This window comes from Prolixibacter sp. SD074 (assembly GCF_009617895.1).
Taxonomy (GTDB): domain Bacteria; phylum Bacteroidota; class Bacteroidia; order Bacteroidales; family Prolixibacteraceae; genus Prolixibacter.
In genome coordinates this window covers 3,091,879-3,115,419 of record NZ_BLAW01000001.1, presented here as the reverse complement: position 1 = coordinate 3,115,419, position 23,541 = coordinate 3,091,879, and the positions used below count along the sequence as shown (strand labels likewise).

19 protein-coding genes are annotated in these 23,541 nt (G+C 46.4%); 7 read left to right on the top strand and 12 right to left on the bottom strand.

Annotation, left to right across the window (positions count from 1 at the left end):
- Positions 1–113 precede the first annotated feature (113 nt).
- Positions 114–461: a hypothetical protein gene (locus GJU82_RS17560; RefSeq protein WP_228488701.1), complete on the top strand. Its 348-nt coding sequence runs from the start codon at positions 114–116 to the stop codon at positions 459–461.
- A 303-nt stretch (positions 462–764) separates the two neighbouring features.
- On the opposite strand, the gene GJU82_RS17555 is transcribed toward GJU82_RS17560, so the two are convergent.
- Positions 765–1,100, bottom strand: coding sequence for a DUF255 domain-containing protein (locus tag GJU82_RS17555; protein ID WP_228488700.1), 336 nt, complete (start codon positions 1,098–1,100; stop codon positions 765–767).
- Positions 1,101–1,308: 208 nt separating this feature from the next.
- Positions 1,309–2,298 carry an L-glyceraldehyde 3-phosphate reductase gene (gene mgrA / locus GJU82_RS13340; protein ID WP_153632600.1) on the bottom strand — a complete coding sequence of 330 codons (990 nt, stop codon included), beginning with the start codon at positions 2,296–2,298 and terminating at the stop codon, positions 1,309–1,311.
- A gap of 187 nt (positions 2,299–2,485) precedes the next feature.
- Between mgrA and GJU82_RS13335 the strand changes: the two genes are divergently transcribed.
- Positions 2,486–3,106, top strand: a complete 621-nt coding sequence (locus tag GJU82_RS13335) for a flavin reductase family protein (protein ID WP_153632599.1) — start codon at positions 2,486–2,488, stop codon at positions 3,104–3,106.
- A gap of 172 nt (positions 3,107–3,278) precedes the next feature.
- On the top strand, positions 3,279–5,387 hold the full coding sequence (locus tag GJU82_RS13330; RefSeq protein ID WP_153632598.1) for a M3 family metallopeptidase: 2,109 nt from the start codon (positions 3,279–3,281) through the stop codon (positions 5,385–5,387).
- 66 nt (positions 5,388–5,453) lie between these two features.
- Here GJU82_RS13330 and GJU82_RS13325 read toward each other — a convergent pair whose 3' ends face one another.
- A complete protein-coding gene (locus tag GJU82_RS13325; RefSeq protein ID WP_373921462.1) occupies positions 5,454–5,711 on the bottom strand; it encodes a rhodanese-like domain-containing protein in 258 nt (85 codons plus the stop codon).
- Positions 5,712–5,820: 109 nt separating this feature from the next.
- Here GJU82_RS13325 and GJU82_RS13320 point away from each other — a divergent pair, with 109 nt between their 5' ends.
- The 4 genes from GJU82_RS13320 to pheS all read left to right on the top strand — a co-directional run bounded on the left by GJU82_RS13320 (position 5,821) and on the right by pheS (position 9,345).
- Complete coding sequence (locus GJU82_RS13320) at positions 5,821–6,051, top strand: helix-turn-helix transcriptional regulator (RefSeq protein WP_153632596.1); 231 nt, start codon at positions 5,821–5,823, stop codon at positions 6,049–6,051.
- Between the two features lie 123 nt (positions 6,052–6,174).
- Complete coding sequence (locus tag GJU82_RS13315; protein ID WP_153632595.1) at positions 6,175–6,705, top strand: HipA domain-containing protein; 531 nt, start codon at positions 6,175–6,177, stop codon at positions 6,703–6,705.
- Positions 6,706–6,889: 184 nt separating this feature from the next.
- Positions 6,890–8,215 (top strand): DEAD/DEAH box helicase, encoded by a 1,326-nt coding sequence (locus tag GJU82_RS13310; protein ID WP_153632594.1) that lies wholly within the window; start codon positions 6,890–6,892, stop codon positions 8,213–8,215.
- A gap of 110 nt (positions 8,216–8,325) precedes the next feature.
- On the top strand, positions 8,326–9,345 hold the full coding sequence (gene pheS / locus GJU82_RS13305; protein WP_153632593.1) for a phenylalanine--tRNA ligase subunit alpha: 1,020 nt from the start codon (positions 8,326–8,328) through the stop codon (positions 9,343–9,345).
- 74 nt (positions 9,346–9,419) lie between these two features.
- Here the strand turns inward: pheS and GJU82_RS13300 are convergent, their stop codons facing one another.
- The 9 genes from GJU82_RS13300 to GJU82_RS13260 form a co-directional block, all read right to left on the bottom strand.
- The gene (locus GJU82_RS13300) at positions 9,420–10,271 is read right to left on the bottom strand and encodes a DUF6599 family protein (protein ID WP_153632592.1); all 852 of its coding nucleotides are present in this window, start codon (positions 10,269–10,271) and stop codon (positions 9,420–9,422) included.
- A gap of 72 nt (positions 10,272–10,343) precedes the next feature.
- Positions 10,344–11,522, bottom strand: coding sequence for an aldo/keto reductase (locus tag GJU82_RS13295; RefSeq protein WP_153632591.1), 1,179 nt, complete (start codon positions 11,520–11,522; stop codon positions 10,344–10,346).
- A gap of 214 nt (positions 11,523–11,736) precedes the next feature.
- Complete coding sequence (locus tag GJU82_RS13290; protein ID WP_228488699.1) at positions 11,737–13,134, bottom strand: alpha-amylase family glycosyl hydrolase; 1,398 nt, start codon at positions 13,132–13,134, stop codon at positions 11,737–11,739.
- A 23-nt stretch (positions 13,135–13,157) separates the two neighbouring features.
- Complete coding sequence (locus GJU82_RS13285; protein WP_153632590.1) at positions 13,158–15,521, bottom strand: TIM-barrel domain-containing protein; 2,364 nt, start codon at positions 15,519–15,521, stop codon at positions 13,158–13,160.
- Positions 15,522–15,604: 83 nt separating this feature from the next.
- Positions 15,605–17,461: a glycoside hydrolase family 13 protein gene (locus GJU82_RS13280; RefSeq protein ID WP_153632589.1), complete on the bottom strand. Its 1,857-nt coding sequence runs from the start codon at positions 17,459–17,461 to the stop codon at positions 15,605–15,607.
- Between the two features lie 5 nt (positions 17,462–17,466).
- Positions 17,467–19,797, bottom strand: coding sequence for a family 65 glycosyl hydrolase domain-containing protein (locus tag GJU82_RS13275; protein WP_153632588.1), 2,331 nt, complete (start codon positions 19,795–19,797; stop codon positions 17,467–17,469).
- A gap of 196 nt (positions 19,798–19,993) precedes the next feature.
- Complete coding sequence (gene pgmB / locus GJU82_RS13270; RefSeq protein WP_153632587.1) at positions 19,994–20,644, bottom strand: beta-phosphoglucomutase; 651 nt, start codon at positions 20,642–20,644, stop codon at positions 19,994–19,996.
- Positions 20,645–20,649: 5 nt separating this feature from the next.
- Positions 20,650–22,023: an SLC45 family MFS transporter gene (locus tag GJU82_RS13265; protein ID WP_153632586.1), complete on the bottom strand. Its 1,374-nt coding sequence runs from the start codon at positions 22,021–22,023 to the stop codon at positions 20,650–20,652.
- A 283-nt stretch (positions 22,024–22,306) separates the two neighbouring features.
- Positions 22,307–23,323: a LacI family DNA-binding transcriptional regulator gene (locus GJU82_RS13260; protein WP_153632585.1), complete on the bottom strand. Its 1,017-nt coding sequence runs from the start codon at positions 23,321–23,323 to the stop codon at positions 22,307–22,309.
- Positions 23,324–23,541 lie beyond the last annotated feature (218 nt).

Below are 23,541 nucleotides of genomic sequence, written 5' to 3'. Positions count from 1 at the left end.
TTACAGGGTGGGCACAACTTTAATTCTTTTTAATTGTCAGGGGACAGAGACGCAGGAAAACAGTATAGCCGACTTTAAGGTCTTTTTTTACCTTTGCAAAAAAGAATAAGAAAATGAGTAAACCGCAAAATTGGAAAGAGTTGTGTGACCGGCTGAGTGATATGTTTGCCATGGATGTTGACCTGAACGGCGTGTTGTACCTGGTTGGAGTGAGGGAGCGCGGATTGACTCTACGTAAATTCTCTAAATTTGAGAAATGGAGTCTGATAAATTTGGGTAGTTGTGTTTTGTATAAGGAAATTGGGATGGTGGAAGAGATGGGAACCGATCGGGATGGCTGGCCGATGTTTCGCGAAAAATCTCTTCTGACGAACTGGACCGAAGAACGAAAGCAAAAAACGCTTCAGGATTGTGCGATTCGTTATTTCTCCAAGGTTTTTGAAGACAATGTGGCAGATTAAGCCCTTTGCTATATAAAAAGATGGAGGCATATTCCAATATTCCTGGTCAATATCATCGATGATATTCTTCAGAACTGCATCAAATTCTTTTGGCGTGATGGATTTATTTTCTGCAGGCCCTGAAGCCAGTGACGTCTGGATAATGCCTTGATTGAGTTGTTCGGCGTATTCAACGGTTTTTCGCCGGTTATCACGATATAATCCTGCAACGGTATTCAGGTAATGGGGCCATTGTTCTTTTGGGAAATAGGTACCACCCCAAATTGGGCGGCCATCGGGAAGGGCAATGCAGTTCAAGGGCCATCATCCCTGTCGCGTCAGCAATTGAACAGCCGTCATATATATTTTGTCGATGTCTGGTCGTCCTTCCCGGTCAACCTTAATACGCACATAGTTTTGGTTCATCAAAGTTGCAACCTCTGTGTCCTCTAAATTTTCGTGCTCCATCACATGGCACCAGTGACAGGCTGAATAACCGATGCTAATGAGAAGCAGCTTATTTTCCGTTTTCGCTTTTTCGAGAGCCTTATCTCCCCACGGGTACCCGTTAACCGGATTGTGGGCATGCTGAACCAGATATGGGCTACTTTCGTTGATAAGTTCGTGGCTGAATTCAGGTTGCTGAGAATCGGGTTTCATTTTATTCCTCCACTAGCTATTCATTTGTATCGCCGCTTTTTCAAACGAAATCAGGGATAATGTGTTTACGTTTGGTGGTAATCGTATGAAACGGGTTAAAATTGGTATGGCATCATACTTGGTATATTATTTACCATTTTGTAAAATTGTTATTCCCTGCCCTGAAGAACTGGATGAGCTAATGAAAATTATCTTTCTTTTTCTATTTCTATTTCAGAATTTCTTCGATTTTCGTCAATTCAGAATCACTAAACGAAAGAATTTTTAGTGCGGCCAGATTATTCTGTAGCTGTTTTACCGAACTGGATCCGATAAGTACGGATGTTGTTCGCGGGTCGCGCAGTAACCAGGCAATCGCCATTTGTGCCAATGACTGACCGCGTTGCTCAGCGACCTGATTTAATTTTTTCACCTTCGAAAGTGCCGGTTGAACCGCATCTTCTTGCAAAAATCCCCACGATTTAGCCGCGCGCGAATCTTCCGGAATACCGTGAAGATAACGATCGGTTAAAAGCCCCTGTGCTAACGGTGAAAAAGCAATCAAACCAATTCCTTCCTCTTCCAGCGTATCGGTGAGCCCATCTTCTACCCAACGTTCGAACATGGAATATTTAGCCTGATGAATGAGACAAGGTGTCCCCAATTCTTTTAAAATGCGGGCAGCTTCCCGGGTGGCTTCAACCGGATAGTTTGATATGCCTGCATACAGTGCCTTTCCCGAACGAACGGCATAATTGAGTGCACCCATCGTTTCTTCCAACGGTGTTTCCGGATCGAATCGATGCGAATAAAAAATATCCACATAGTCCAAATCCATCCGTTTCAGACTTTGGTCCAAACTTGAAAGTACATATTTACGAGAACCCCATTCCCCGTAAGGGCCATCCCACATCAGGTAGCCGGCTTTGGTGGAAATGATCAGTTCATCGCGGTGAGGTATAAAATCCTTTTTCATGATGATACCAAAGTTCTCTTCGGCTGAACCAGGAGGTGGGCCATAATTGTTGGCCAAATCGAAATGTGTTACACCATGATCGAATGCATAACGCAGCATGGCACGGCCATTTTCCATTACATCAACTCCGCCGAAGTTGTGCCAGAGGCCCAGTGATATAGCAGGAAGTTTTAGTCCGCTATGTCCACAGCGGTTGTACGGAATTTTGTTGTCGTATCGATCGGATGCCGGTAAATAGTTCATGTGTTTTCATTTTTATCGATTAGTTCGTTAAAGGTATAAAGAACTGTTGTAAAAACGCAAAATGTACATCGCTCAGTAAGCCGGAAGGGATTTGATATTCCGGCACAATGCTTTTGCAGTTGCAGAAGCGCCCAAAGCTCAGTTTCCTTCTTTCGATTTTTGTACTTTAGCCTAAATTTTCGTGAATATGGGAAAACAAAACTGGAAACCGGGGAATATGCTGTATCCGCTGCCGTCCGCCCTGGTGAGCTGTGGACATACCCCGGAAGAATATAACCTGATTACGATTGCCTGGACGGGAACCATCTGCTCCGATCCACCCATGTGCTACATCTCGGTTCGTCCCGGAAGGCACTCCTACGACATCATCAAACGGACCGGTGAATTCGTCATTAACCTGACGACCGAAGAAATGGCCAACGTGACTGATTGGTGTGGTGTGCGCTCGGGCCGCGATTACGACAAGTTCAAAGAAACAGGTTTAACGCCTGCCGAGGCATCGGTAGTGAAATGTCCCATTGTGGAGGAAGCGCCGGTGAGTATTGAGTGCCGCGTGACAGAGGTGAAATCGCTGGGTAGCCACGATATGTTTATGGCCGAAGTGGTGAACGTGATCGCTGACGATCGGTATATCGATCCGGAGACCGATGCCTTCAGCCTGATTCGCTCCAAACCGATTGCATATTCGCATGGTCATTACTATTCACTCGGGAAAGAAATCGGGCGCTTTGGCTACAGCGTGATGAAGACCAAAACAAGAAAACGCCTGGCCCGGCAAAAGAGGAAAACAGGCGGCGGGAAGAAGTAATTTTCACAGGCGTTTTTCATTTAAACTATTCTGTAACCCTTCTGTTACTATGAAATTGCGTCCGGTTAATGATATTTAATCAGGATGTTTGCCTGTTCATGTAATGAAAAAGACGTTATGAAGACTTAAAAGGAAAAATAATAATAACCAGAGTAGCTGACCATTGTTAATCATGAAGAAAACAATTGTATTGTCGATGATGATTCTATTTAGCATAGCTTCTTCACAGGGAGCTTCCGAAGGAACGGAAAGTAATCCGCTGTTAATAAAGTGGGATACGCCGCACGAAACGGCACCTTTTAATTTAATCAAAACCGAAGATTTTGTCCCGGCTATCGATGTTGCACTCGCTGAAGCACGCAAAGACGTTGATGCGATTATCAATAATCCGGACCCGGCAACTTTTCAGAATACCATTGAAGCACTCGAGGTTTCCGGCGAGCAACTCGACCGCGTAACCGGCGTGCTCTTCAATCTGAATTCGGCTGAAACCAACAAAGAGTTGCAGGCGGTGGCCCGCGAAGTCTCGCCCAAGCTGTCGGAATTCGGCAACTACGTTTCACTGAATGAAAATCTGTTCAAGCGCGTAAAGGCGGTTTATGATAACCGTGAATCGCTGGATTTGACGCCTGAGCAAGCCAGGTTGTTGGAGAATTCCTACAAGGGGTTTGTTCGCCGCGGAGCAAATCTCCAGGGTGACGCAAAAAAACGGTATGCGGAAATCACTACCGAGCTGGCCCAGCTTTCGCTGAAATTTGGTGAAAACGTGCTGGAGGAAACCAACGCATTTGAGCTGTTGATTACCGACGATAAAGACCTTTCCGGCCTGCCGGAAGCGGTTCGCGAGGCGGCGCAGCAGCTGGCCAGGTCGAAAGGCAAAGAAGGCTGGATGTTTAACCTGCAGTATCCAAGTTACCTGCCGTTTATGAAGTATGCCGATAGCCGCGAACTGCGGGAAAAAATGTACAAGGCATATACTTCGCGCGCCTTTAAAGACAACGAGTACAATAATGAAGAGATTATTCACAAGATTGTGAACCTTCGTTTGGAGAAAGCCAATTTGCTCGGCTTTAAAAGCCATGCCGACTATGTGCTTTCCGAGCGAATGGCCGAGACGCCTGAAAAGGTGGACAGTTTCCTGGAGGAGTTGCACGAAGCATCGAAACCGTATGCCGAGAAGGAATTTAAGGAAGTAGCCGGTTTCGCGAAAGCAAATGGGCTGAAAGGTGACCTGCAACGTTGGGATTGGGCCTATTATTCGGAAAAGTTGAAAACGGAGAAATTCGGGTTCGACGAAGAGGAAGTGAAACCATACTTCCAGTTGGAAAAAGTGCGTGAAGGAGTTTTCGAACTGGCGCACCGATTATATGGATTAACGTTTAAAGCCAATAAGGATATCCAGGTGTACCATCCGGATGTTACGGCTTACGAAGTACTCAATGAGGATGGTTCCCTCTTGTCGGTGTTGTACCTCGATTTCTTCCCGCGGGAAGGGAAACGGGGTGGCGCCTGGATGAACGATTTCCGCGCACAAAGCAATATCAACGGTAAGATGGAACGCCCGATCATCACGGTTGTGACCAATTTCACCAAGCCCACAGAAACCAAGCCGTCATTGCTGACATTTGACGAAGTGGAGACGTTCCTGCACGAATTTGGCCACTCGCTGCACGGGATGCTGGCAAACACCGTTTATCCGAGCATGTCGGGGACCGGCGTGTATCGCGACTTTGTGGAGCTTCCTTCGCAAATCATGGAGAACTGGGCAACAGAGAAAGAGTGGCTCGACTTGTTTGCTGTGCATTACAAAACAGGGGAAAAGATTCCGGCCGGGCTGGTCGACAAATTGATCAAAGCCCGCAACTTCCAGTCGGGTTACCTGAGCGAACGTCAGTTGAGCTTCGGGATGGATGACATGGCCTGGCATTCGATTACCAAGCCGGTCACCGAAGATGTAATTTCGTTCGAGCGTCGTGTGATGGATAAGACAGAACTGTTTCCGTATGTGGAGGGTAGCTGTTTTAACACCGCTTTCTCACACATTTTTGCCGGAGGTTACGCCGCTGGTTATTATGGCTACAAGTGGGCTGAAGTACTTGATGCTGATGCCTTCTCGATGTTTAAAAAGAACGGTATTTTCGATAAAGCTACCGCCGAATCGTTCCGGAAGAATATCCTGGAAAAAGGTGGAACGAAACATCCGATGGAACTATATAAAGCTTTCCGTGGGCAGGAACCGACTGTTGATGCCTTGCTGGAAAGAAGTGGATTGAAAGAATAATCATGCTGCACTATAAACGAAAAGGGTATCCCAATGCGGGACACCCTTTTTATTTGACTGATAGACTTATGTTTTTACATTGAAATGGTTTTTGGCATGTTCGGTTGGGTCACTTTCGTGGACGTAAAGCTCTTCGTGGTAACTAATGCGATTGGATTGTTCGGCGGTGGCGTCCTTGCACACCTTCAATCCGCCGGAAAGGTTGTACACGTCTTTAAAGCCCTTTTGGCGAAGAATACGGGGTGCCACGTAACCACGAAGTCCTACACCGCAGTAGATGTATATTTTTTTGTCTTTCGGAATACGGTCGAGGTTGTTACGGATGCTGTCAACTTCAATATTGGTTAAACGCGGGCATAATCATGGATTGTGGTCAAAATTTTTAACCCGGGGGACTCTTTATTGTGTCAAATTCATCCCGAACGGGTATATTATGGATAGTAAGAAGGTACATCAGTTTGTTAAAGAGAAACGAAAGGCTTTGGGTTTAACCCAGGAAGAACTTTCGTTCAAAGCCGGTGTCGGCCTGCGGTTTATCCGTGAGATCGAGCAGGGCAAACCAACTTTGCAAATGAACAAAGTGAATCAGGTACTAAAACTTTTCGGGTACGAACTGGGCCCGGTTCCTGTCGACAGAAATGATTTGACCCATGAAGGAAGCTAACGTTTACATGCATGATAATTTGGCCGGCTTGCTCATCGAAGATGAAAATGGGAATACTTACGATCGGGCCAGCTTGCTTACATAACGAAACGGGAAGATCGGAACCGGGGCAAAAAGCTGCATATGGAGGACATGTGTCAGTTAACTGAGCGATTGACCGAGCACAAGTACAAAGGTTCGTACGAGCAAATAGCCAAAGCAATACTCAAATATGCTGCTCATCCCGGATTGGATGTGGTCAACTTTTATGAGCAGGTCGTTTTTAGTTTTCTGACAGGAAACAACGATATGCATCTGAAGAATTTTTCCTTGCTAAAGGATGACCAGCGAAACTACAACCTTTGTCCTGCTTACGATATGGTGGCATCGGAGTTGGTGGTAGAAGGTGATACCGAAGAGTTAGCTCTCAACCTGAATGGGAAGAAGCGGAAATTGAAGCGAAGTGATTTTGAAACGGCCATGCTGAGAGCCGATATTGATGCAAAGGTCATTGCCAATATTTTTAAGCGCTTCACGCGAATCTTGCCCAAATGGCACGAATGGGTCGATACGAGTTTTCTTCCCGGGGATTTAAAGAATGCCTATCACGAAATGCTCGACCGGAAAGCGGGACAGCTGGAACTTGTGCCAGGTAAGGAGTCAACTGAAGCCTAACGAGCTGTGCCCGATCGTGTTTTTCCCCTCTTCCTCGTGAAAATCCGGTGATTATGCTGATTGTTTTATAGCTTTGCCATTCAGAAAAAAATTCGGAGGGAATGTTCGATTAAAGCCGGACAACTGACGAAAGGGATTGAGGCGATGGTAGCCCAATCGGTAGGAGAAACGGAGCAACGACCCCATGACAAAGACGATTAAAAATCAAAAGAATATACTGGATAAACTGAGCATCGGGAAGCTCAATCCCATGCAGGAAGAGGCTCATCTGGCCATTCGTTCCTGCTCTGATGTTATTTTGCTTTCGCCTACCGGAACCGGAAAAACACTGGCTTTCCTGTTGCCGATTATTGAAGAACTGGACGCGGCGTGTGCCGAAGTTCAGGTTTTGATTATTGTTCCTTCACGGGAACTGGCGATTCAGATTGAACAGGTTACCCGGGAGATGGGGAGCGGTTACAAAACGAATGCGGTATACGGAGGGCGCGCAGGCTCGAAGGATAAAATTGATTTGAAACACCGGCCCGCTATTTTGATTGGTACGCCGGGCCGGATTGCCGATCACCTGAGAAGGGAGACTTTTTCGGCGGAACATATTCGGGTACTTGTGCTCGATGAGTTCGACAAATCGCTGGAAATTGGCTATGAAACGGAAATGAGTGAAATTGCGGCATTGCTGCCGAAGGTCCAAAAAAGAGTGTTGACGTCGGCTACGCAGGACGTGCACATTCCCAAATTTGTGGGACTGAAGAATCCAACTATTGTCGATTATCTACACGAGGGCACACCGCAGTTGAAGGTGAAAAGCATTCTTTCTCCTTCGAAGGATAAACGGGAGGCACTGGCCGAAGTGCTTGCTCATATTGGCAATCAGCCGGGAATTATATTTTGCAATTTCAAGGATACGATTCAACAGGTAAGCGATTTTCTTACTGAACGGAAGATTAGTCACGGCTGCTTTTACGGCGGAATGGAGCAAATCGATCGGGAAAGGGCGCTCATCAAGTTTCGTAATGGCACACACCAACTGATTGTCGCCACCGACCTGGCCGCAAGAGGTATCGATGTTCCGGAAATAAAATTCATTATCCATTATCAACTGCCTCACCGAAATCATGAGTTTATTCACCGGAACGGACGAACAGCCCGGATGCATAATGAAGGAACCGCTTATATTCTGCAGTGGGAGCATGAAAATATACCGGATTTTATCCAGGACTTGAATCCTGACTGTTTTAAGAGCAACCAATTGAAGAGAGCTTCCGTGGCTGCCGTTCCCCGATGGAAAACACTTTATATTTCGGGCGGAAGAAAAGATAAGATTTCAAAAGGAGACATCGCCGGGTTATTCCTGAAACAAGGCCAACTCGGCAACGACCAATTGGGAACCATTGAAATTAAACAAGATTGTGCTTTTGTTGCGGTTGAGGCATCAAAAGCGAATCAGATTATTGAATTGCTCAATAACAGCAAGCTTAAGAAGAAGAAAGTACGCGTAAGTTTGGTTTAGCTTTGCAGAGCATCTGCTTTAACCACTGTTTTTCCCTCTTCATGGTGAAAGTCCGGCGATTATGCTGATTATTTTATAAATTTGCCCTTCAGAAAAAAAATCCGGAAGGAATGCTAGATAAAATCGAACAACTGAAGAAAGAGCTTGAAGCCATGGTGGCCCAGTCGGCTGATGAGGTGGAACAATTGCGTATTAAATACCTCAGTAAAAAAGGAGAGGTTTCAAAACTTTTTGCTGAATTCCGGGATGTTCCGGCTGGGCAAAAACGCGAAGTAGGACAGGCGATTAATACCTTGCGGGATTTTGCACAGGAACGTCTTGAGGTTTTGCGGAGTGGTGTTCAGGGGCAGAAGGACAGTTCGGCTGGCGTCGATTTAACCCTTCCGGGCGAATCGATGAAACTGGGAACCCGTCATCCGCTTTCCATTGTACGGAACGAGATTCTCGATATCTTCAAGCGATTGGGATTTGTGGTAACGGAAGGTCCGGAGATTGAAGATGACTGGCATGTTTTCTCGGCGTTGAATTTCCCGGAAGAGCACCCGGCCCGCGACATGCAGGATACGTTTTTTATTCAGCGGAATCCGGATGTTCTGCTGCGTACTCACACTTCATCGGTGCAGGTGCACGACATGGAAGAGATGGAACCACCGATTCGTACGGTTACGCCGGGACGTGTTTTCCGGAACGAAGCTATTTCGGCACGTGCTCACTGTATGTTCCACCAAATTGAAGGATTGTATATCGATAAGAACGTTTCGTTTGCCGATCTGAAACAAACCCTGCTTTATTTTGCCCAGGAACTGTTCGGTGAAGGAACAAAAATAAGGATGCGCCCGTCGTACTTCCCGTTTACCGAACCATCGGCTGAAATGGATGTATCGTGCTCCATCTGCGGTGGCGAAGGATGTAACGTTTGTAAATATACCGGTTGGCTGGAAATTCTCGGTTGCGGAATGGTCGATCCCAATGTATTGGAATCATCGGATATCGATAACCACAAGTACACCGGCTTTGCCTTTGGAATGGGAATTGAGCGTATTGCCATGTTGAAGTACGGAATTAACGATTTGCGCCTCTATTTCGAGAACGACGTACGGTTCCTGAATCAATTCAAATCGGCACACTAAAGGCTCAATCATATTAACATGTGAAAGGCCGCCCGCTACGGTAGCCTTTTTTCATGAAAATTGATGTTGGAAGGTTATTCCGGTTTCAGATTATTCATTGCTTCTTCGGCCAGTCCGAAAGCCTCTTCCGAAGTTACTTTGCCCGAAGCGCCTACCAGATAATTTCCTTTCCAGAACAGGTAAATCGTACCATTGAACGGGTCGTCGATGGTGTATTTTCCTTCCTCTGTTCGGATGGTTTCAGCCTGACTGAACTCCTGGTATTTCTTCATGGTTTCGGCTGCAGCTTCCTTGTCTTTCTTATGCATAATGAAAAGCGTGAAGTCGCCTTCACGACCGGTATATTTTGCCCTGAAAGCTGATCCCATCATGCTTAATCCCATGAAATTGGTGGAGACATACTGTTGTGTATGCGGTACCATGTTTCCCGTTGGAAAAGCAGCATACTGGGCTGGCAGTTTGGGGTTTTTGCACAAGGTAGCTGCCATTTGTTGTGCAACTTTCATTAGTAATGCTTCCCCGGCATTGTCAACATTGTAAGTATTCATCTTCACGTAGTATTTCCCGGTGGTGAAGTTTAGTATGACATCATCGTAGTAACCTTCCAGCCCAATTGGTTGGATATCGGCGGATGGCGGACGTTCCATGCTGTAAATGCCATATGCATGGACCGGATCGTGTTGGTCGTAAATTTCGATGGTGAGGTCCGAACCACCTTTCTTATAGGATGCCACATACAATTTTTCGAAGGCATAACTGAAATAGAATTCCGAGGCTCCGTCGATTCGCTCGAACAGGTTGTCGCGATTGTAGGTTTTCACTTCACCGTCGCGTTGCCAACCATCAATCTCAGGAAATTTAACACCTTCCCCAGGGGAGAAAAGTGGGATTATCAGTGCAAACAGAAGTAGTGTTTTCTTTAACATGAGTGGAACGTTAAGCGTTAGAAATTCCGGGAACAATCCTTCCCGGATAGTTGAAAGTCAATTGATTTATGATTATACCAGGAATTCTCCCGGGATATTCCGGATACGGGCAATATCGGCCACCCGTTCGCCAACATTCAAACCGTTGGGACAGTTAACCGTGCATTCATCGCAGTTGGCACACGGATTTTCCGGAAGCGAGAGTGCTGCCACTGTTTCGTATGCTTTTGCCGGATAGCTGTAACCGTAGTTGTACATGTACGACCGCATCAGGTCGGGGATGGGCAGATTTTCGGGACATTGTCCGGTACAGTTTTGACAGCCGTGACAAAACAGCCCTGCTTCGCTGGATGCCAGTTGCAGGTCGCTCATTTCTTTTGAATCCAGCTCGATATCTGAAACAACCGACCAGTTTTCCATCAGCATCTCGTAAGTAGTGACGCCGGGAATACAGGTATGAACATTCGGATTGGAAAGCACCCATTTTAAAGCGGCTTTGCAGTTTACCGGCTTTTGTTTTTCCTTGTCGAGGAAGCCTCCGGCCATACTTTTCATCCCGATGATACCCAAACCTGCTTCGTTAGCTCTTTTAAGGGCTTTGTGCAGCTTTTCGTCTTTCGCCAGACGGAAGTTATAGGCGGTTAAAACAACTTCGTAAATTTTGCTGTCTGCCGCGGCGTTGATCACCTCTGCCATGTTGGAATGCGTGGTGACTCCCAGGTGTTTCGCTTTGCCTTCAGCTTTGGCTTGTTTCAGGGCGGCCAGGTAGCGCGGATCGAGTGTATAATCCTTGTCGTTTGCTGCATGCAGATAAAGAATGTCGACGTGATCCATCATCAGCCTTTTCAGACTAATGTCCAGCATTTCCATGAATTTTTCGGTGGAAATGCCTCGGCGGTCAGGATGGATTTTCGTGGAAACGATAAACGAATCACGTGGTTTGTCTTTGAAAAACGCTCCAACCATCTCTTCATTTCGGCCACCCTGGTAACCATGAGCTGTATCGAAATGTTTGATGCCAACCTGGTAGGCGGCTTTCAGGATGTTGGGATTGTCAGCGCGCATTACGCCCATACTAACAATCGGAAGTTCGATGCCGGTATTACCCAGTTTCCGGGTAATGATTTTCTTGTCGGCTTTTGATGAAGCCCTCGCATTTTCGGGAGTGAAAGCAACGGCAGTTGCCAGTCCGGCCGTAGCAGTAACTCCCAACCGTAAAAAATGACGGCGATCTAATCTCGGTTGAGTCATGACGTTTTCAGGTTACGTTGGGTTAATTCGCGCTTAAGTTATAAAAAAAGAAATAGTTGAGTATCCAATTGGAACTTGAGTTTGTGTATTTGATGCATTGTAAATCTTATTTAGAGTGGACATAAATTTTATTTTTGCTGATTTAGTCAAAAAAAAAGCACCTTCCCCGAAAGGAAGATGCTTCAACGATAAAAACTAACTAAACCAAACTAAACTATTTTACAAATATCTGGTAACCCCAGGGATCGAGCTTGAAAATGCCGTTTAACGTACGTTCTTGTCCGGTAAAGGCTTCTTTGAATGTTCCTTCCTGGAAAGAACCGGTAATTTCGAATGATACCGGATCCGGCGAGAGGTTAAATACAGATACTACCTGGTTGCCATTATTTTGTCGGGAGAATGTGAGCACTTTTGGCATGGCTGAATTTTCCAGCGTAACGAAGTCGCCGCCTGAGTTACCATTCCAAAGCGCATTATTATCTTTTTTCAGCTGGATAAGCTTGTGGAAGAAATTGCTCATCGACAGGTCGCTCCAATCGATTTCATCTTTTTCGAAGAATGCGAGACGTTTGCGCAGGCCAGCTTCCTGTCCACTGTAAATCAAGGGCATTCCGGGAACGACAAAAGTCAGTGACGAGAAGGTTTTTACTGCATCGCCCAGGCGTTCGTAGGTGGTGCCATTCCAAGAGTTTTCGTCGTGGTTGGTGGTGAAGATCATCGGATATGATCCTTTGGGATAGGCAGCATAGGTTTTTTCGAAGTAATTGACGATATCAGCCGAGGTTTTGTCCCCCTTGTAAATCTCGTTCATGATGTGAAGGAAAGGCCAGCCATAATTGGCATTGAATGCCTTCTTCAACAGGTCCATGTTATCAGCATCTTCGGCCAGCATGAAAACAGGCTTGATGGCATCCAGTTCCGTACGCGCCTGGTTCCAGAAATCGACCGGAACGCTGCCGGCAACGTCGCAACGGTAACCGTCGATGTTGGCTTCTTTCACCCAGTATTTCATGGCGTTGATCATGGCCGCGCGCATGTTCGGATTGTTGTAATTCAAATCGGCTACGTCAGTCCAGTCCGGAACGGGAGAGATAATGTGACCCAGCGAGTCCTGTGTGTACCAATCGGGATGTTCAGTAATCCATTTGTTGTCCCAGCCGGTGTGATTAGCCACCCAGTCGAGCAGTACGTGGAAGCCCATTTCATGTGCTTTGTCTACCAGGTGTTTGAAATCAGCCAGGTTGCCGAATTCCGGATTTACGCCTTTATAATCCCGAACAGCATAGTACGAACCTAATTTACCTTTGCGGTTCTTTTCACTAATGGGATTGATCGGCATAATCCAAAGAATATTAACACCCAGTTTTTTCAGGCGCGGAAGGCTTTTTTCGAAAGCGGCAAAAGTTCCTTCTTTGGTATACTGACGGATGTTTACCTCATAAATGGTGGCGTCGCGGGACCAATCGGGGAAAATAGCTTCTGACTTAACAGAACCAGTAGCAGCGTTTTCGGTGGCTGCTTTCTCGGTTTTCTTCTTTGACGTACCGTTGCATGCGGTAAAAAATACGCCAGCCATCAGGGCCAATACAAATAAGTTTCTTAATCTAAGCATCACTTTCTTTTTTAGAATAACGATTAATTCAGTTGTATGGTCACTTCATCACTCATCTTCCACGGAAAATGAATAACGAGAATATCATCTTTTAACTCAGCGGAATATTGTGATGGTCCCTTATTCTCGTTTACCGGAATTTGGACATTGTCAACCTGCACAATATGGATAACTCCTACATGGTGAACAACCAGTCGCATCTCCCGGTTTTCCGGTGCACCGGAATATTGTCCACCGTTTCGGGCAAACCGGAATTTCATGCTATCTGTGTTTGATTTCTGTGTGAAGTGCAGCAATTCATACCCGCCTTTTTTGTATGCATCCCGCGTATGGCCGTCGTCTTCGTACATCGTGTACTCAGCCTTTTTTACTTCCGGCGAATGATAATAGTCGACCGTTAGATTCCGGCTGGAATATTGACTTGTTGAATAGAATAGCGGCACCGATGGAATAAAGCTTCCGGCCTTGACAAATACCGGGATGGTTGAGTCGTTCAAATTATAATGAACCCAGCCATTGCCATCATATTCCTTTCCGGTGAAATAGTCGAACCAGGTACCTCGCGGCAGCAAAATGTCTTTCGTTTTTTCGCCTGCTTCCAATACCGGCGAAACGAGAAAAGCATCACCCCAATAATACAGGTCGTTGTTGGACCAGTATTTTTTCGGATAAGCCGATTTGTAAAAAACGGGGGAGGCCAGCGGTTCTCCTGTTACGCTTTGGTGCCACGACAGGGTATAATTATAGGGCATCAACCGATAACGCAGTTTAATGAAATTGCGCACGATCGTTTGCGTTGAACCGGAATAGTGAATGGGTTCGGGAGGCACTGTTCCCGAGTGTGGGCGGAAGATGGGATTGAACACACCGAATTGTAACCAGCGGCGATACAATTCTTCGTCCTTTTTCCCAATGGAAAAGCCACCCAAATCGGAGCTGGCGTATGGAATCTGGCACATGCTCATGCCCAGCATAATCGGAACCTGTGCTTTCAATCCCGCCCAGGAGTGCCCCACATCGCCCGACCACGGGAAGCTGGAGTAGCGCTGCGAACCGGCAAATCCGGCGCGGTTGAGGTGGAACAACCGTACATCCGGATAGTTCGCTGCGTATTTGTCGTGCAGCATTTTGCTCCAGACGAGGCCGTATGCATTTTTAACATCGTTTGCTTTCCCATTGATGAAAACCAGGTTGGACGGCAGTGTTTCGGGTTCGCCCAAATCTCCCCACCAGCCGGAAACGCCAATCTTGATTTGCTTGTTGTATTTTTCCCAGAACCAATCCTGTGCTACAGGATCGAACATGTCAATCAATCCGGCTTTGCCAAAATAGAACTTCGAAATGATGCCCGTCTTTCCACTTTCATCATCGGCCAGGATACCCAGACTATCGGCTTCCGGGAAGTTTTTCGATGATTGCAGAATGTACGGCTCGGTAATGAGAATCGTGTGAACGCCTTTCTTCTTGAAATCGGCGATCATCTTCGTCGGTGTCGGCCAGTTCTGTTTGAACCAGTCGAGGTCGCCCATACGCCAGTTTTTTTCTCCCTGGCCAAACCAATACAGGTCGAGGATGATACCGTCGAGCGGATAACCGGCCTGTTGCATGCTGTCGACCATATTTCGGGCCTGCTGCTCGGTTTGGTAACCAAAACGCGACTGCAGGTTGCCCAGCGCCCAACGTGGAGGCATAGGCTGCGTCCCGGTTAAGTGTACCAGCGAATGGTGCAGGCTTTCGAAGGTTTTTCCCGCCATGAAATAATAAACCAATTGACCGCCTGATGCACCCAGTTCCATTGTTCCGGCATTTGTCTTACCCAAATCGGCATAGCCGATGGACGGGTTGTCGAACAGGATGCCGTATTCGTTGGACGACACAAAATAAGGAACCGAGAAATTCAGGTTCTCTTCACCCCATCCGTAGCCATAATGGGCTTCATTGTTGAGGTGCAGGCGGTGACCAGTTCGATTCATCGAAATGGCCCGTTCTCCACCGCCAAATATCATTTCCCCCGGTTGCAGCCGGAAACGAAAACCAGTAGTGTCCTGCCGGGAAAATGTAGTTTTTTGTACGGCAATGGTATCGGTTGTTCCCTTACGGATAAAAGCTATCTGAAGCGGATTTTTCCGGACTGAAACATGAAGCGAAGACAGGCTCAGGGTAACAGAATTCTTGTCTTCCCTGACAGTTATATGTGCCGTGTCGGGATGAGCAACGATTGCATACGATGGTGGTAATTCCCCGTTCTCCGTCAACGCAACCCGGACCATTTTCGGGCCGAAAGGCGTTAATGTCAGAAGGCCTTCGTCCGTTTTGATTTGCAGTTGCCCGTTGGCATAAACCGACGAACGGTACCGGGGATTTGAAAACGGGTTCTCCCCTGCCATGAGGGGAGAAATCAAAGCGAACTGTAAAAATAAAACCGCAAGTTGTTTTACATACTTCACTGCGATATGCTTTTTTAGTCCTGTTACTTTTTCAGTTCAATAATCATGGGCGACATGGCCGGAACCGTAATGGTTGACAGGTCGGTAATATTATCGCCGCTAACCACATCGTGTCCACGGGTAAATCCGTTCATGATTTCAGCAAAACGGGCTGTTGACAGAGATTTGGCTTCAGTGTTTTTGTTCAGAATCACCATTACCATGCCTTTGTCGTTGTAACGGAAATAGACATAGATGTTGTCGTGCGGAATGAAGTGCATCAGTTTACCGTGTTCTACCACTTCATTTGATTTCCGCCAGTTGACCAATTTTTTGACAAATTCCTGAGCGGTCTTTTGTTGCGCCGTCAGACCTTCGCCGGTGAAGGCATTCACTTTATCACCGGCCCATCCGCCGGGAAAGTCTTTCCGTTTGAATCCGTCTCCTTCACCATTGACGCCACCGGTGCTTAATATCTCCGTTCCATAGTAAATCTGCGGAATGCCGCGGGTGGTTAAAATGTAAGCGGTTCCCAACTTAAACTTGCCATAGTCTTCACCCACACGGGAGAAAAAGCGTTCCGTATCGTGATTGTCGGCAAAAACAACCAGGTTGTCGGGATCAGCATATAGGAAATCCATCGCCAGGGTTTCGTACAAGTGCATCCATTTGTCTTTTTCGGTAAGCGAAACGCTTAGTGCATTTTGAATGGGGAAGTCCATCAAGCTTGGGAGACAGGACGTGTATCCATTCGGATTCTTTTTCCCCTTTTGCCAGTATGAAACAATGGCGGGTGAAGTGCTCCACTCTTCTCCCACAATATTGAAATTCGGGTACTCTTTCATTACCCGGCAGGTCCAACGCGCCATCATGTGCTGGTCTGGGAAAGAATAGGTATCCATCCGGATGCCGCTCAGACCGGCGTATTCAATCCACCAGATAGAGTTTTGAATCAGGTAATTGGCCACGTAGGGGTTCTTCTGATTCAAATCGGGCATCGACGGAACAAACCAACCATCGTAAAGCTGGTTATAATCTTTCTTCGAGACATGCGGATCCTGCGTTACAGCCTTCTGGAAGTTGGTCAGTTCGTAATTAGGATAACCGTTCAGCCAGTCTTTCATCGGCATGTCCTTCATCCACCAGTGGCCGGAACCAATGTGGTTGAAAATCATATCCATGATGAGGCCGATGCCTTTGGTTTTGGCTTTTCCCGAAAGTTCTTTGTACTCCTCGTTCGTACCCAAACGTTTGTCGACTTTGTAAAAATCGGTAGTGGAGTATCCATGGTAAGAATATTTAGGCTGATTGTTTTCGAGAACAGGATTGACCCAAATATCAGTATAGCCCTGTGCTGCGATGTAATCAAGATGATCTTCAATTCCCTTAATGTCACCACCATGACGGCCATTGGGATCGCTCCGATCTGCTTTTTCCAGCAGTCCGTCAACCGAGTCATTCGACGGGTCGCCGTTGGCAAATCTATCGGGCATGATGAGGTAGAGTATATCGCTGTCGGAAAAACCTTTCCGCTCAGCTAATCCTTTTCTCCTTTTTAACAGCTTGTATGTATACTGTTGAACAGTTTTACCATTTTTGGTAAAGAGAATATCGAATGAGCCTGTCTTAACTGTGTCGGCCAGGATCAGATCGATGAACAGGTAGTTGGGGTTTTCCACGGAAGTGACACCTTCTACCCGGACACCCGGATAATCGATTTTTACCTTCGTATCCGAGATGTTTTGTCCGTGCACCATCAGTTGCAGGTGTGGATCGTTCATTCCGGCCCACCAGTTCGGCGGTTCTACCCGGTCAAGTTTTGGTTTAACGGTTGCCCGTGTTGCTAACGTCGTTAGCAACATCAGGGCGATTAGGGCTAATAGATTTCTATACTTTGGCATTGTTATTAAGATTTAGTGATTAGGCTTTGGTGTTCAACCTCGATGTTTTGCTTGCCCTCAAGGGTGTAATTTTTTCCGTAGATGGTCAGCGGGCAAGCAGTTGCCGAGTGGTTCTCGATGTAGACCTTTCCCTGGCTGGCTTTAATTTGGAGCCAGGCACCCCGGAAGTTGATGCGGAATGCATACGATTTCCAGGATTTCGTGATAAACGGATTTAGTATGACATGGCCATTGCGCACACGCATGCCGCCAAAGCCCATCACAAAGGCCATCCAGGTTCCGCCCATGGAGGTAATATGACAACCTTCATCGGTATCGCTGTTGTAGTTGTCGATATCGAGACGGGCAGTCCGCAAATACATTTCGTAAGCTTTTTCCTCTTTGCCTAAGGTTGATGCCAAAATGGTGTGAATACATGGAGAAAGCGAGGATTCATGAACCGTAATGGGCTCATAGAAATCGAAATGACGCCTGATGGTCTCCTTGTCGAATTCATTTTCGAATAGAAAGATGCTTTGTAAGGTGTCGGCCTGCTTGATGTAGCATGAGCGCAAAATTCGATCCCACGACCAGTTTTTGTTCAACGGGCGTTCTTCAGCCGGAAGCTGGGCAGCCGGCGTCAGGTCTTTATCGAGGAAACCATCCTGCTGGAGGAATACTCCGCGTTCTTCATCAAAAGGGAAATACATCTTCTCTATAATGTTGTTCCACTTAGCCATTTCGGCAGTTTCGTCGAAATGCCATTTCTTTGTCAGCTCCGCATAGGTGTCAGGGTGATTCTCCTTTAGGAAATCAATTACCTCCAGCGTGTATCGCAGGGTCCATTGTGCCATGCGGTTCGTGTGGAAGTTATTGTTCACGTTGTTTTCGTATTCGTTCGGACCGGTAACGCCCAGCATCACGTATTGTTGTTTTGCTTCGGACCAGTTGACGCGCTGTGCCCAGAAACGGGAAATTCCCAGCAGCACTTCAAATCCATGAGGTGCGAGATAATCCTCGTCGCCGGTATACCGGATGTAATCGTATATGGCAAAGGCAATGGCGCCGTTACGGTGAATTTCTTCGAAGGTTATTTCCCATTCGTTGTGACACTCCTCTCCATTCATGGTTACCATGGGGTAGAGGGCTGCACCGTTTTTGAAACCGAGTTTTTCGGCGTTCTCAATAGCTTTTTGCAGGTGCTTATGACGATACAACAATAGGTTGCGTGATACTTTCTGCGGAGCCGTTGCCAGATAGAAGGGCACACAATAGGCTTCTGTATCCCAATAGGTAGAACCGCCGTACTTTTCTCCGGTAAATCCTTTGGGACCAATGTTTAGACGCTCGTCTTCACCGGTATAGGTCTGGTTCAGCTGGAAAATGTTGAACCGGATTCCTTGTTGTGCCGACACGTCGCCTTCGATGACGATATCGCTGGTTTCCCATTTCACCGCCCAGGCATCGGCCTGTTCTTTCATCATCCGGTCGAAACCTTTGTTGTAAACGGCATGCAGCAGTTCTTTGGCTTTCGCCTGAAGACCTTGCTTGGGATGGTATTCCGATGAGAGGTTGACACCGAACTTTTCAATGGTAATCTCATCTCCCTCAGTTACATTTACTGTAAAGCTATTTGCGATGTACTTATTACGTTCTTCGGTGGCAGCATTAATTTTAATTTCCTGTCCGTTTTTCAGTACCCTGAATTTCATTCCGGTCGTCACGTGGAAAAAGGTTTTACGGACCTCGGCTGTAACGTAGCCTTCTCCCCTGTTTACTTCTTTGCCTACTTCGTCCCAAAACTTCTCGTCGTAGTTGGCATCTTCGTTCTTCACGTCGAAGTTAACGTAAGGCCGGAGGGTAATTTCGCCGGAGAAGTTATTTGCTTTCAGTGAATAACGGATCGCTCCGGTTGCTGAATCAACAATACTGAGCAGTCGTTGAGAATGAATAGAAACCTCTTCACCGGATGAAAGACCGGCTGTTACTGTTCGGGTGAGGTGACCTTCCTTCATGTTGAGTTCGCGCCGGAATGCTTTTACTTCGGCCTGGGCCAAATCCAGGACGTTGTTATTTATGCGCACGTCAATACCCAACCAGTTGGCGGCATTCAGCACTTTGGCAAAATATTCCGGATAACCGTTTTTCCACCAACCTACGCGGGTTTTGTCAGGATAATAGATACCCGCAACATAATTACCCTGGAGGGTTTCACCGGAATATTGTTCTTCGAAATTAGCCCGATGGCCCATCCGTCCGTTACCGAGGCTCATCACGCTTTCTGAAATCTTATTGTATTCCGGGTGAAATTTGTCCTCTACAATTTTCCACTCGTCATTGATCAGGTACTGTTTCATGTGTTTATAAATTATTCCTTAAGATCACACGAAACCCGCCATATACCATCAGGCATTTACATGAAAGGAATTTGCTCATGGCGCGTTTCATTTTCCATTTGGTTTATCAAGTCCCGTCCTTGTGTTTCTCAGACGAACTTCTATTTAACTTTTCTATCGGGTGACTACTTAATTGATAATTAGTCAGTATCTTATTTTAATCGAATTTCAATTTTTCGATGGTCATCTTTTCAAAACCCGGAATGACAAAATCCGCATTCTTCAGGTTGTCGGGATGTCCAACACCAATTACATGCATTCCTGCATTGCGGGCTGCTTCGATTCCGGCCTGTGCATCTTCGAAAACCACACAATCACCTGGCTCTACGTTAAGCGCCTCTGCACCCTTCAGAAATACTTCCGGATCCGGTTTCGCTTTCGATACGCTGTTCCCATCGATAATGGCATCGAACATGTTTGTTAAACCGATTTGTTTCAGGATTAACGGTGTGTTTTTACTGGCCGATCCCAGTGCTATCAGTATTCCGTTCTCTTTTAATTTTTTCAGGAAATCTTCGACACCGGGAAGGATTTCATCCGGTTTCATTTTCCGGATATAACTGACATAGTTTTCATTTTTTTGGGCTGCGAGTTGTTCTTTTTTCTCATCATCCAACTCAATACCGCCAATTTCCAGCAGAATTTCCAGCGAACGCACCCGGCTCACTCCTTTCAGCCGCTCATTGTCGGCTTCGGTAAAATCGAACCCCAGTTCCTGCGCCAATTCTCTCCACGCAATGAAATGATACTTAGCTGTATCGACTACTACCCCGTCCAGATCGAACAAACAAGCTTTTATCTGTGTCATGAAAATTATTCGATGGTTATAACTTCGTGTTTTTTCACTTTTACAAAAAATACGGTTGCGGCACCCAGTAACATGGATACTCCGCAGATGATCATCATGTAAATGGCCTGGTTGCCAAAAATGTCGCGCACGATTGTACCGCCAACAATTCCGGAAATGATTTGCGGGCCGGCAATCGTAAAATTGAATATTCCCATATAGACACCCATTTTATCAGCCGGAAGTGCTTCGGACAGCAGGGAGTAAGGCATAGCCAGAATGGCTGCCCAGGCAATACCAATACCCACCATTGAGATGAGTAGTGAATTTGGTGTGTTGAAGAAATACATGGAGATGTAGCCTATTCCGCCCAGCGCCAGGGCAAGCGAATAGGTTGGTTTTCTTCCAATGAGGCTGGCGATTTTGGTCATGACAATGGAAAACAGGGCGGCGAAAAGACTGTATGCCCCAAACAAAATGCCAACCCAGTTTCCGGCTTCCTGGTAAGCAGCTGATGAAGAATCTCCAATTGGCGTTCCATAGACATGTTGGGCAACTGCCGGAGTGGTGTAAACCCACATTAAATAAAGGGCGAACCACGAGAAAAATTGAACGATAGCTAACTGAGCCATCGTTTTAGGCATTTTAGCAAAAAGCTCAAAAAAGTTTTTCAGGTTCGTGAGCAACGATTTTTTTTCCGTTTTAGCATTTTGCCATACTTCGTAATCCAGGTCATTCTGCTCACAATACTCTTCCGGAGGGTATTCCTTTGTGCGGAACACGGTCCAAAGGACCGATAACAACAAGATACTTCCGCCAATGTAAAACGACCAGATAACCGAAGGCGGTACTTCCCCGCTGGGAGCCGTATTCCGCACATGCAAAATGTTGGTCAGGAAATAGGGTAATACCGAACCGATGACTGCACCTGCATTGATCAGAAAACTCTGGATGGAATAACCCAGTGTCCGCTGTTCTTCTGGTACCATATCGGCGACCAATGCCCGGAAAGGTTGCATGGTAATATTAAAGGAGCCATCCATCAGGGCGAACATCATGGCCCCGAAAATAATGGGAGGAATGATGGCCACCAAGGCCGATGCATTCGGCATGAGCCACATAGCGATGGTGGCTACCAGTGCACCTCCAAAGATGTATGGGCCGCGCCTTCCCATCCGGTTCCATGTGCGATCACTTGCAGCGCCAACAATGGGCTGGACAATTAATCCCATCAGGGGAGCGGCCAGCCAGAAAAATGAAAGCGAATGCAAGTCGGCGCCCAGATTTGACAGAATACGGCTGACATTGGCATTTTGCAGGGAAAATCCGATTTGGACCCCCAGAAAGCCGAAACTTACGTTCCAGATCTGCCAAAAGTTTAGGCGTGGTTTTTTTGCCATACGTTAAATAAATTATCGTCAGAATTAATAAATAATTGAAACGGTGATACATACCAATGCTTAAAGCATGGGCTGCCCGTTGTTTCTTTCATGGAAAGTAGATAGATCAATTGTGCGCCGGAAGCAATTCCGTGCGAAGTGGAAAGATAGAATGGAATGATTTTCGGGTCAAAAATAGTTAAGCCACTTGTTTTTTGCAAGCGGTAACCGCTTTTATATCAAAAAAATATAATCTTCTTGTTGAATATACCTTGTTGCAATCGTTTGCGGTGCATGGTATATTTTACAGCGGGCGTGTCGATTCCCGAATAACCAGGTTGGTATCGATGACTTTGGTTTCGCCATAGCTATAATCCGGATTGGCAATGCGTTTCAATAAAATTCGAGTGGCTTCTGCGCCCATTTCATAACCATGCTGGTCGACCGAACTTAATTTTGGAGTGGTAAAATCGGAGAACCGGCCAGCAGAAAATCCCATGACGCTGATATCTTCCGGGATCCTGTATTCCCTACGCTGGAGGGCTTTCATCGCTCCAATGGCCGTTAAATCGTTATTGGCAAATAAACCGTCAGGCGGCTCAGGCAGATGCATCAGGTGTTCAATGGCATTTTCGGCCAATTCCACGGCGTCGGCGGGATAGACATATTCTTCGATATAAGGAAGGCCTCCATCCCTTAATGCATCCTTATAACCTTCCAGTCTTTTTTCGCCGATGGCCAGGTTTTGTGGCGCTGCCAGGTGTGCAATGCGTTTACATCCTGTTTTAATCATATGTTGCGTTGCCGCGTAGGCCGCCTTGTGATCGTCTATAATAACTTTATCGGAGGTGAACCCGGTGGCGATTCTGTCAAAGAATACCAAGGGTATGCCACTGTCTTCCAGCATGTGAAGATGCTCAAAGTTGTGTGTCTCCTTCGAAACGGAAACCATAACACCTTCGGTACGGTTGGACAGAAGGGCCTGTGCATTGGTTACCTCACGCTCATACTTTTCGTTCGACTGGAAAATCATCACGTTGTACCCGGCATCGTAGGCGACATCTTCCACCCCGCTAATAACTGACGAGAAGAAATAATGGACGATTTCGGGAATGATAACACCTATGGTATTGGTGTGGCTACACTTCAACGACAAGGCAACAGCGTTCGGCTTATACTTTAGTTTTTTAGCCAAATCGTTCACCATGCGCTTGGTTTCCACACTGATATCCGGATGGTCTTTCAGCGCCCTGGAAACTGTCGATGCAGAGATGCCTAATTCTTTTGCTATGTCTTTAATGGTTACCTGGCTACCCTTCATTTTTTTATTCCGCTGGTCAAAATATTATGAAAAGCACTACTTGTGTCAAAGTAAAGAAAATTTAAAGTAATCCAAAACATCTGAGCCGTAATATATCTTTTCGTTTTTTTAACGAAGAGGAGCATTTCTTAGTATATATGTTGTAAAACATGTGGGGTGCAAACGTCATCGCAATCGTTTGCGTTAAGAAATTATGACGTGATGAACATAATCATACC

Bases quoted from the DNA above. Each gene is read 5' to 3' on its own strand.
- GJU82_RS17560 (WP_228488701.1), top strand. From the start codon at position 114: ATGAGTAAACCGCAAAATTGGAAAGAGTTGTGTGACCGGCTGAGTGAT.
- GJU82_RS17555 (WP_228488700.1), bottom strand. From the start codon at position 1,100: ATGAAACCCGATTCTCAGCAACCTGAATTCAGCCACGAACTTATCAAC.
- mgrA (WP_153632600.1), bottom strand. From the start codon at position 2,298: ATGAACTATTTACCGGCATCCGATCGATACGACAACAAAATTCCGTAC.
- GJU82_RS13335 (WP_153632599.1), top strand. From the start codon at position 2,486: ATGGGAAAACAAAACTGGAAACCGGGGAATATGCTGTATCCGCTGCCG.
- GJU82_RS13330 (WP_153632598.1), top strand. From the start codon at position 3,279: ATGAAGAAAACAATTGTATTGTCGATGATGATTCTATTTAGCATAGCT.
- GJU82_RS13320 (WP_153632596.1), top strand. From the start codon at position 5,821: ATGGATAGTAAGAAGGTACATCAGTTTGTTAAAGAGAAACGAAAGGCT.
- GJU82_RS13315 (WP_153632595.1), top strand. From the start codon at position 6,175: ATGGAGGACATGTGTCAGTTAACTGAGCGATTGACCGAGCACAAGTAC.
- GJU82_RS13310 (WP_153632594.1), top strand. From the start codon at position 6,890: ATGACAAAGACGATTAAAAATCAAAAGAATATACTGGATAAACTGAGC.
- pheS (WP_153632593.1), top strand. From the start codon at position 8,326: ATGCTAGATAAAATCGAACAACTGAAGAAAGAGCTTGAAGCCATGGTG.
- GJU82_RS13300 (WP_153632592.1), bottom strand. From the start codon at position 10,271: ATGTTAAAGAAAACACTACTTCTGTTTGCACTGATAATCCCACTTTTC.
- GJU82_RS13295 (WP_153632591.1), bottom strand. From the start codon at position 11,522: ATGACTCAACCGAGATTAGATCGCCGTCATTTTTTACGGTTGGGAGTT.
- GJU82_RS13290 (WP_228488699.1), bottom strand. From the start codon at position 13,134: ATGCTTAGATTAAGAAACTTATTTGTATTGGCCCTGATGGCTGGCGTA.
- GJU82_RS13285 (WP_153632590.1), bottom strand. From the start codon at position 15,521: ATGGCAGGGGAGAACCCGTTTTCAAATCCCCGGTACCGTTCGTCGGTT.
- GJU82_RS13280 (WP_153632589.1), bottom strand. From the start codon at position 17,461: ATGCCAAAGTATAGAAATCTATTAGCCCTAATCGCCCTGATGTTGCTA.
- GJU82_RS13275 (WP_153632588.1), bottom strand. From the start codon at position 19,797: ATGAAACAGTACCTGATCAATGACGAGTGGAAAATTGTAGAGGACAAA.
- pgmB (WP_153632587.1), bottom strand. From the start codon at position 20,644: ATGACACAGATAAAAGCTTGTTTGTTCGATCTGGACGGGGTAGTAGTC.
- GJU82_RS13265 (WP_153632586.1), bottom strand. From the start codon at position 22,023: ATGGCAAAAAAACCACGCCTAAACTTTTGGCAGATCTGGAACGTAAGT.
- GJU82_RS13260 (WP_153632585.1), bottom strand. From the start codon at position 23,323: ATGAAGGGTAGCCAGGTAACCATTAAAGACATAGCAAAAGAATTAGGC.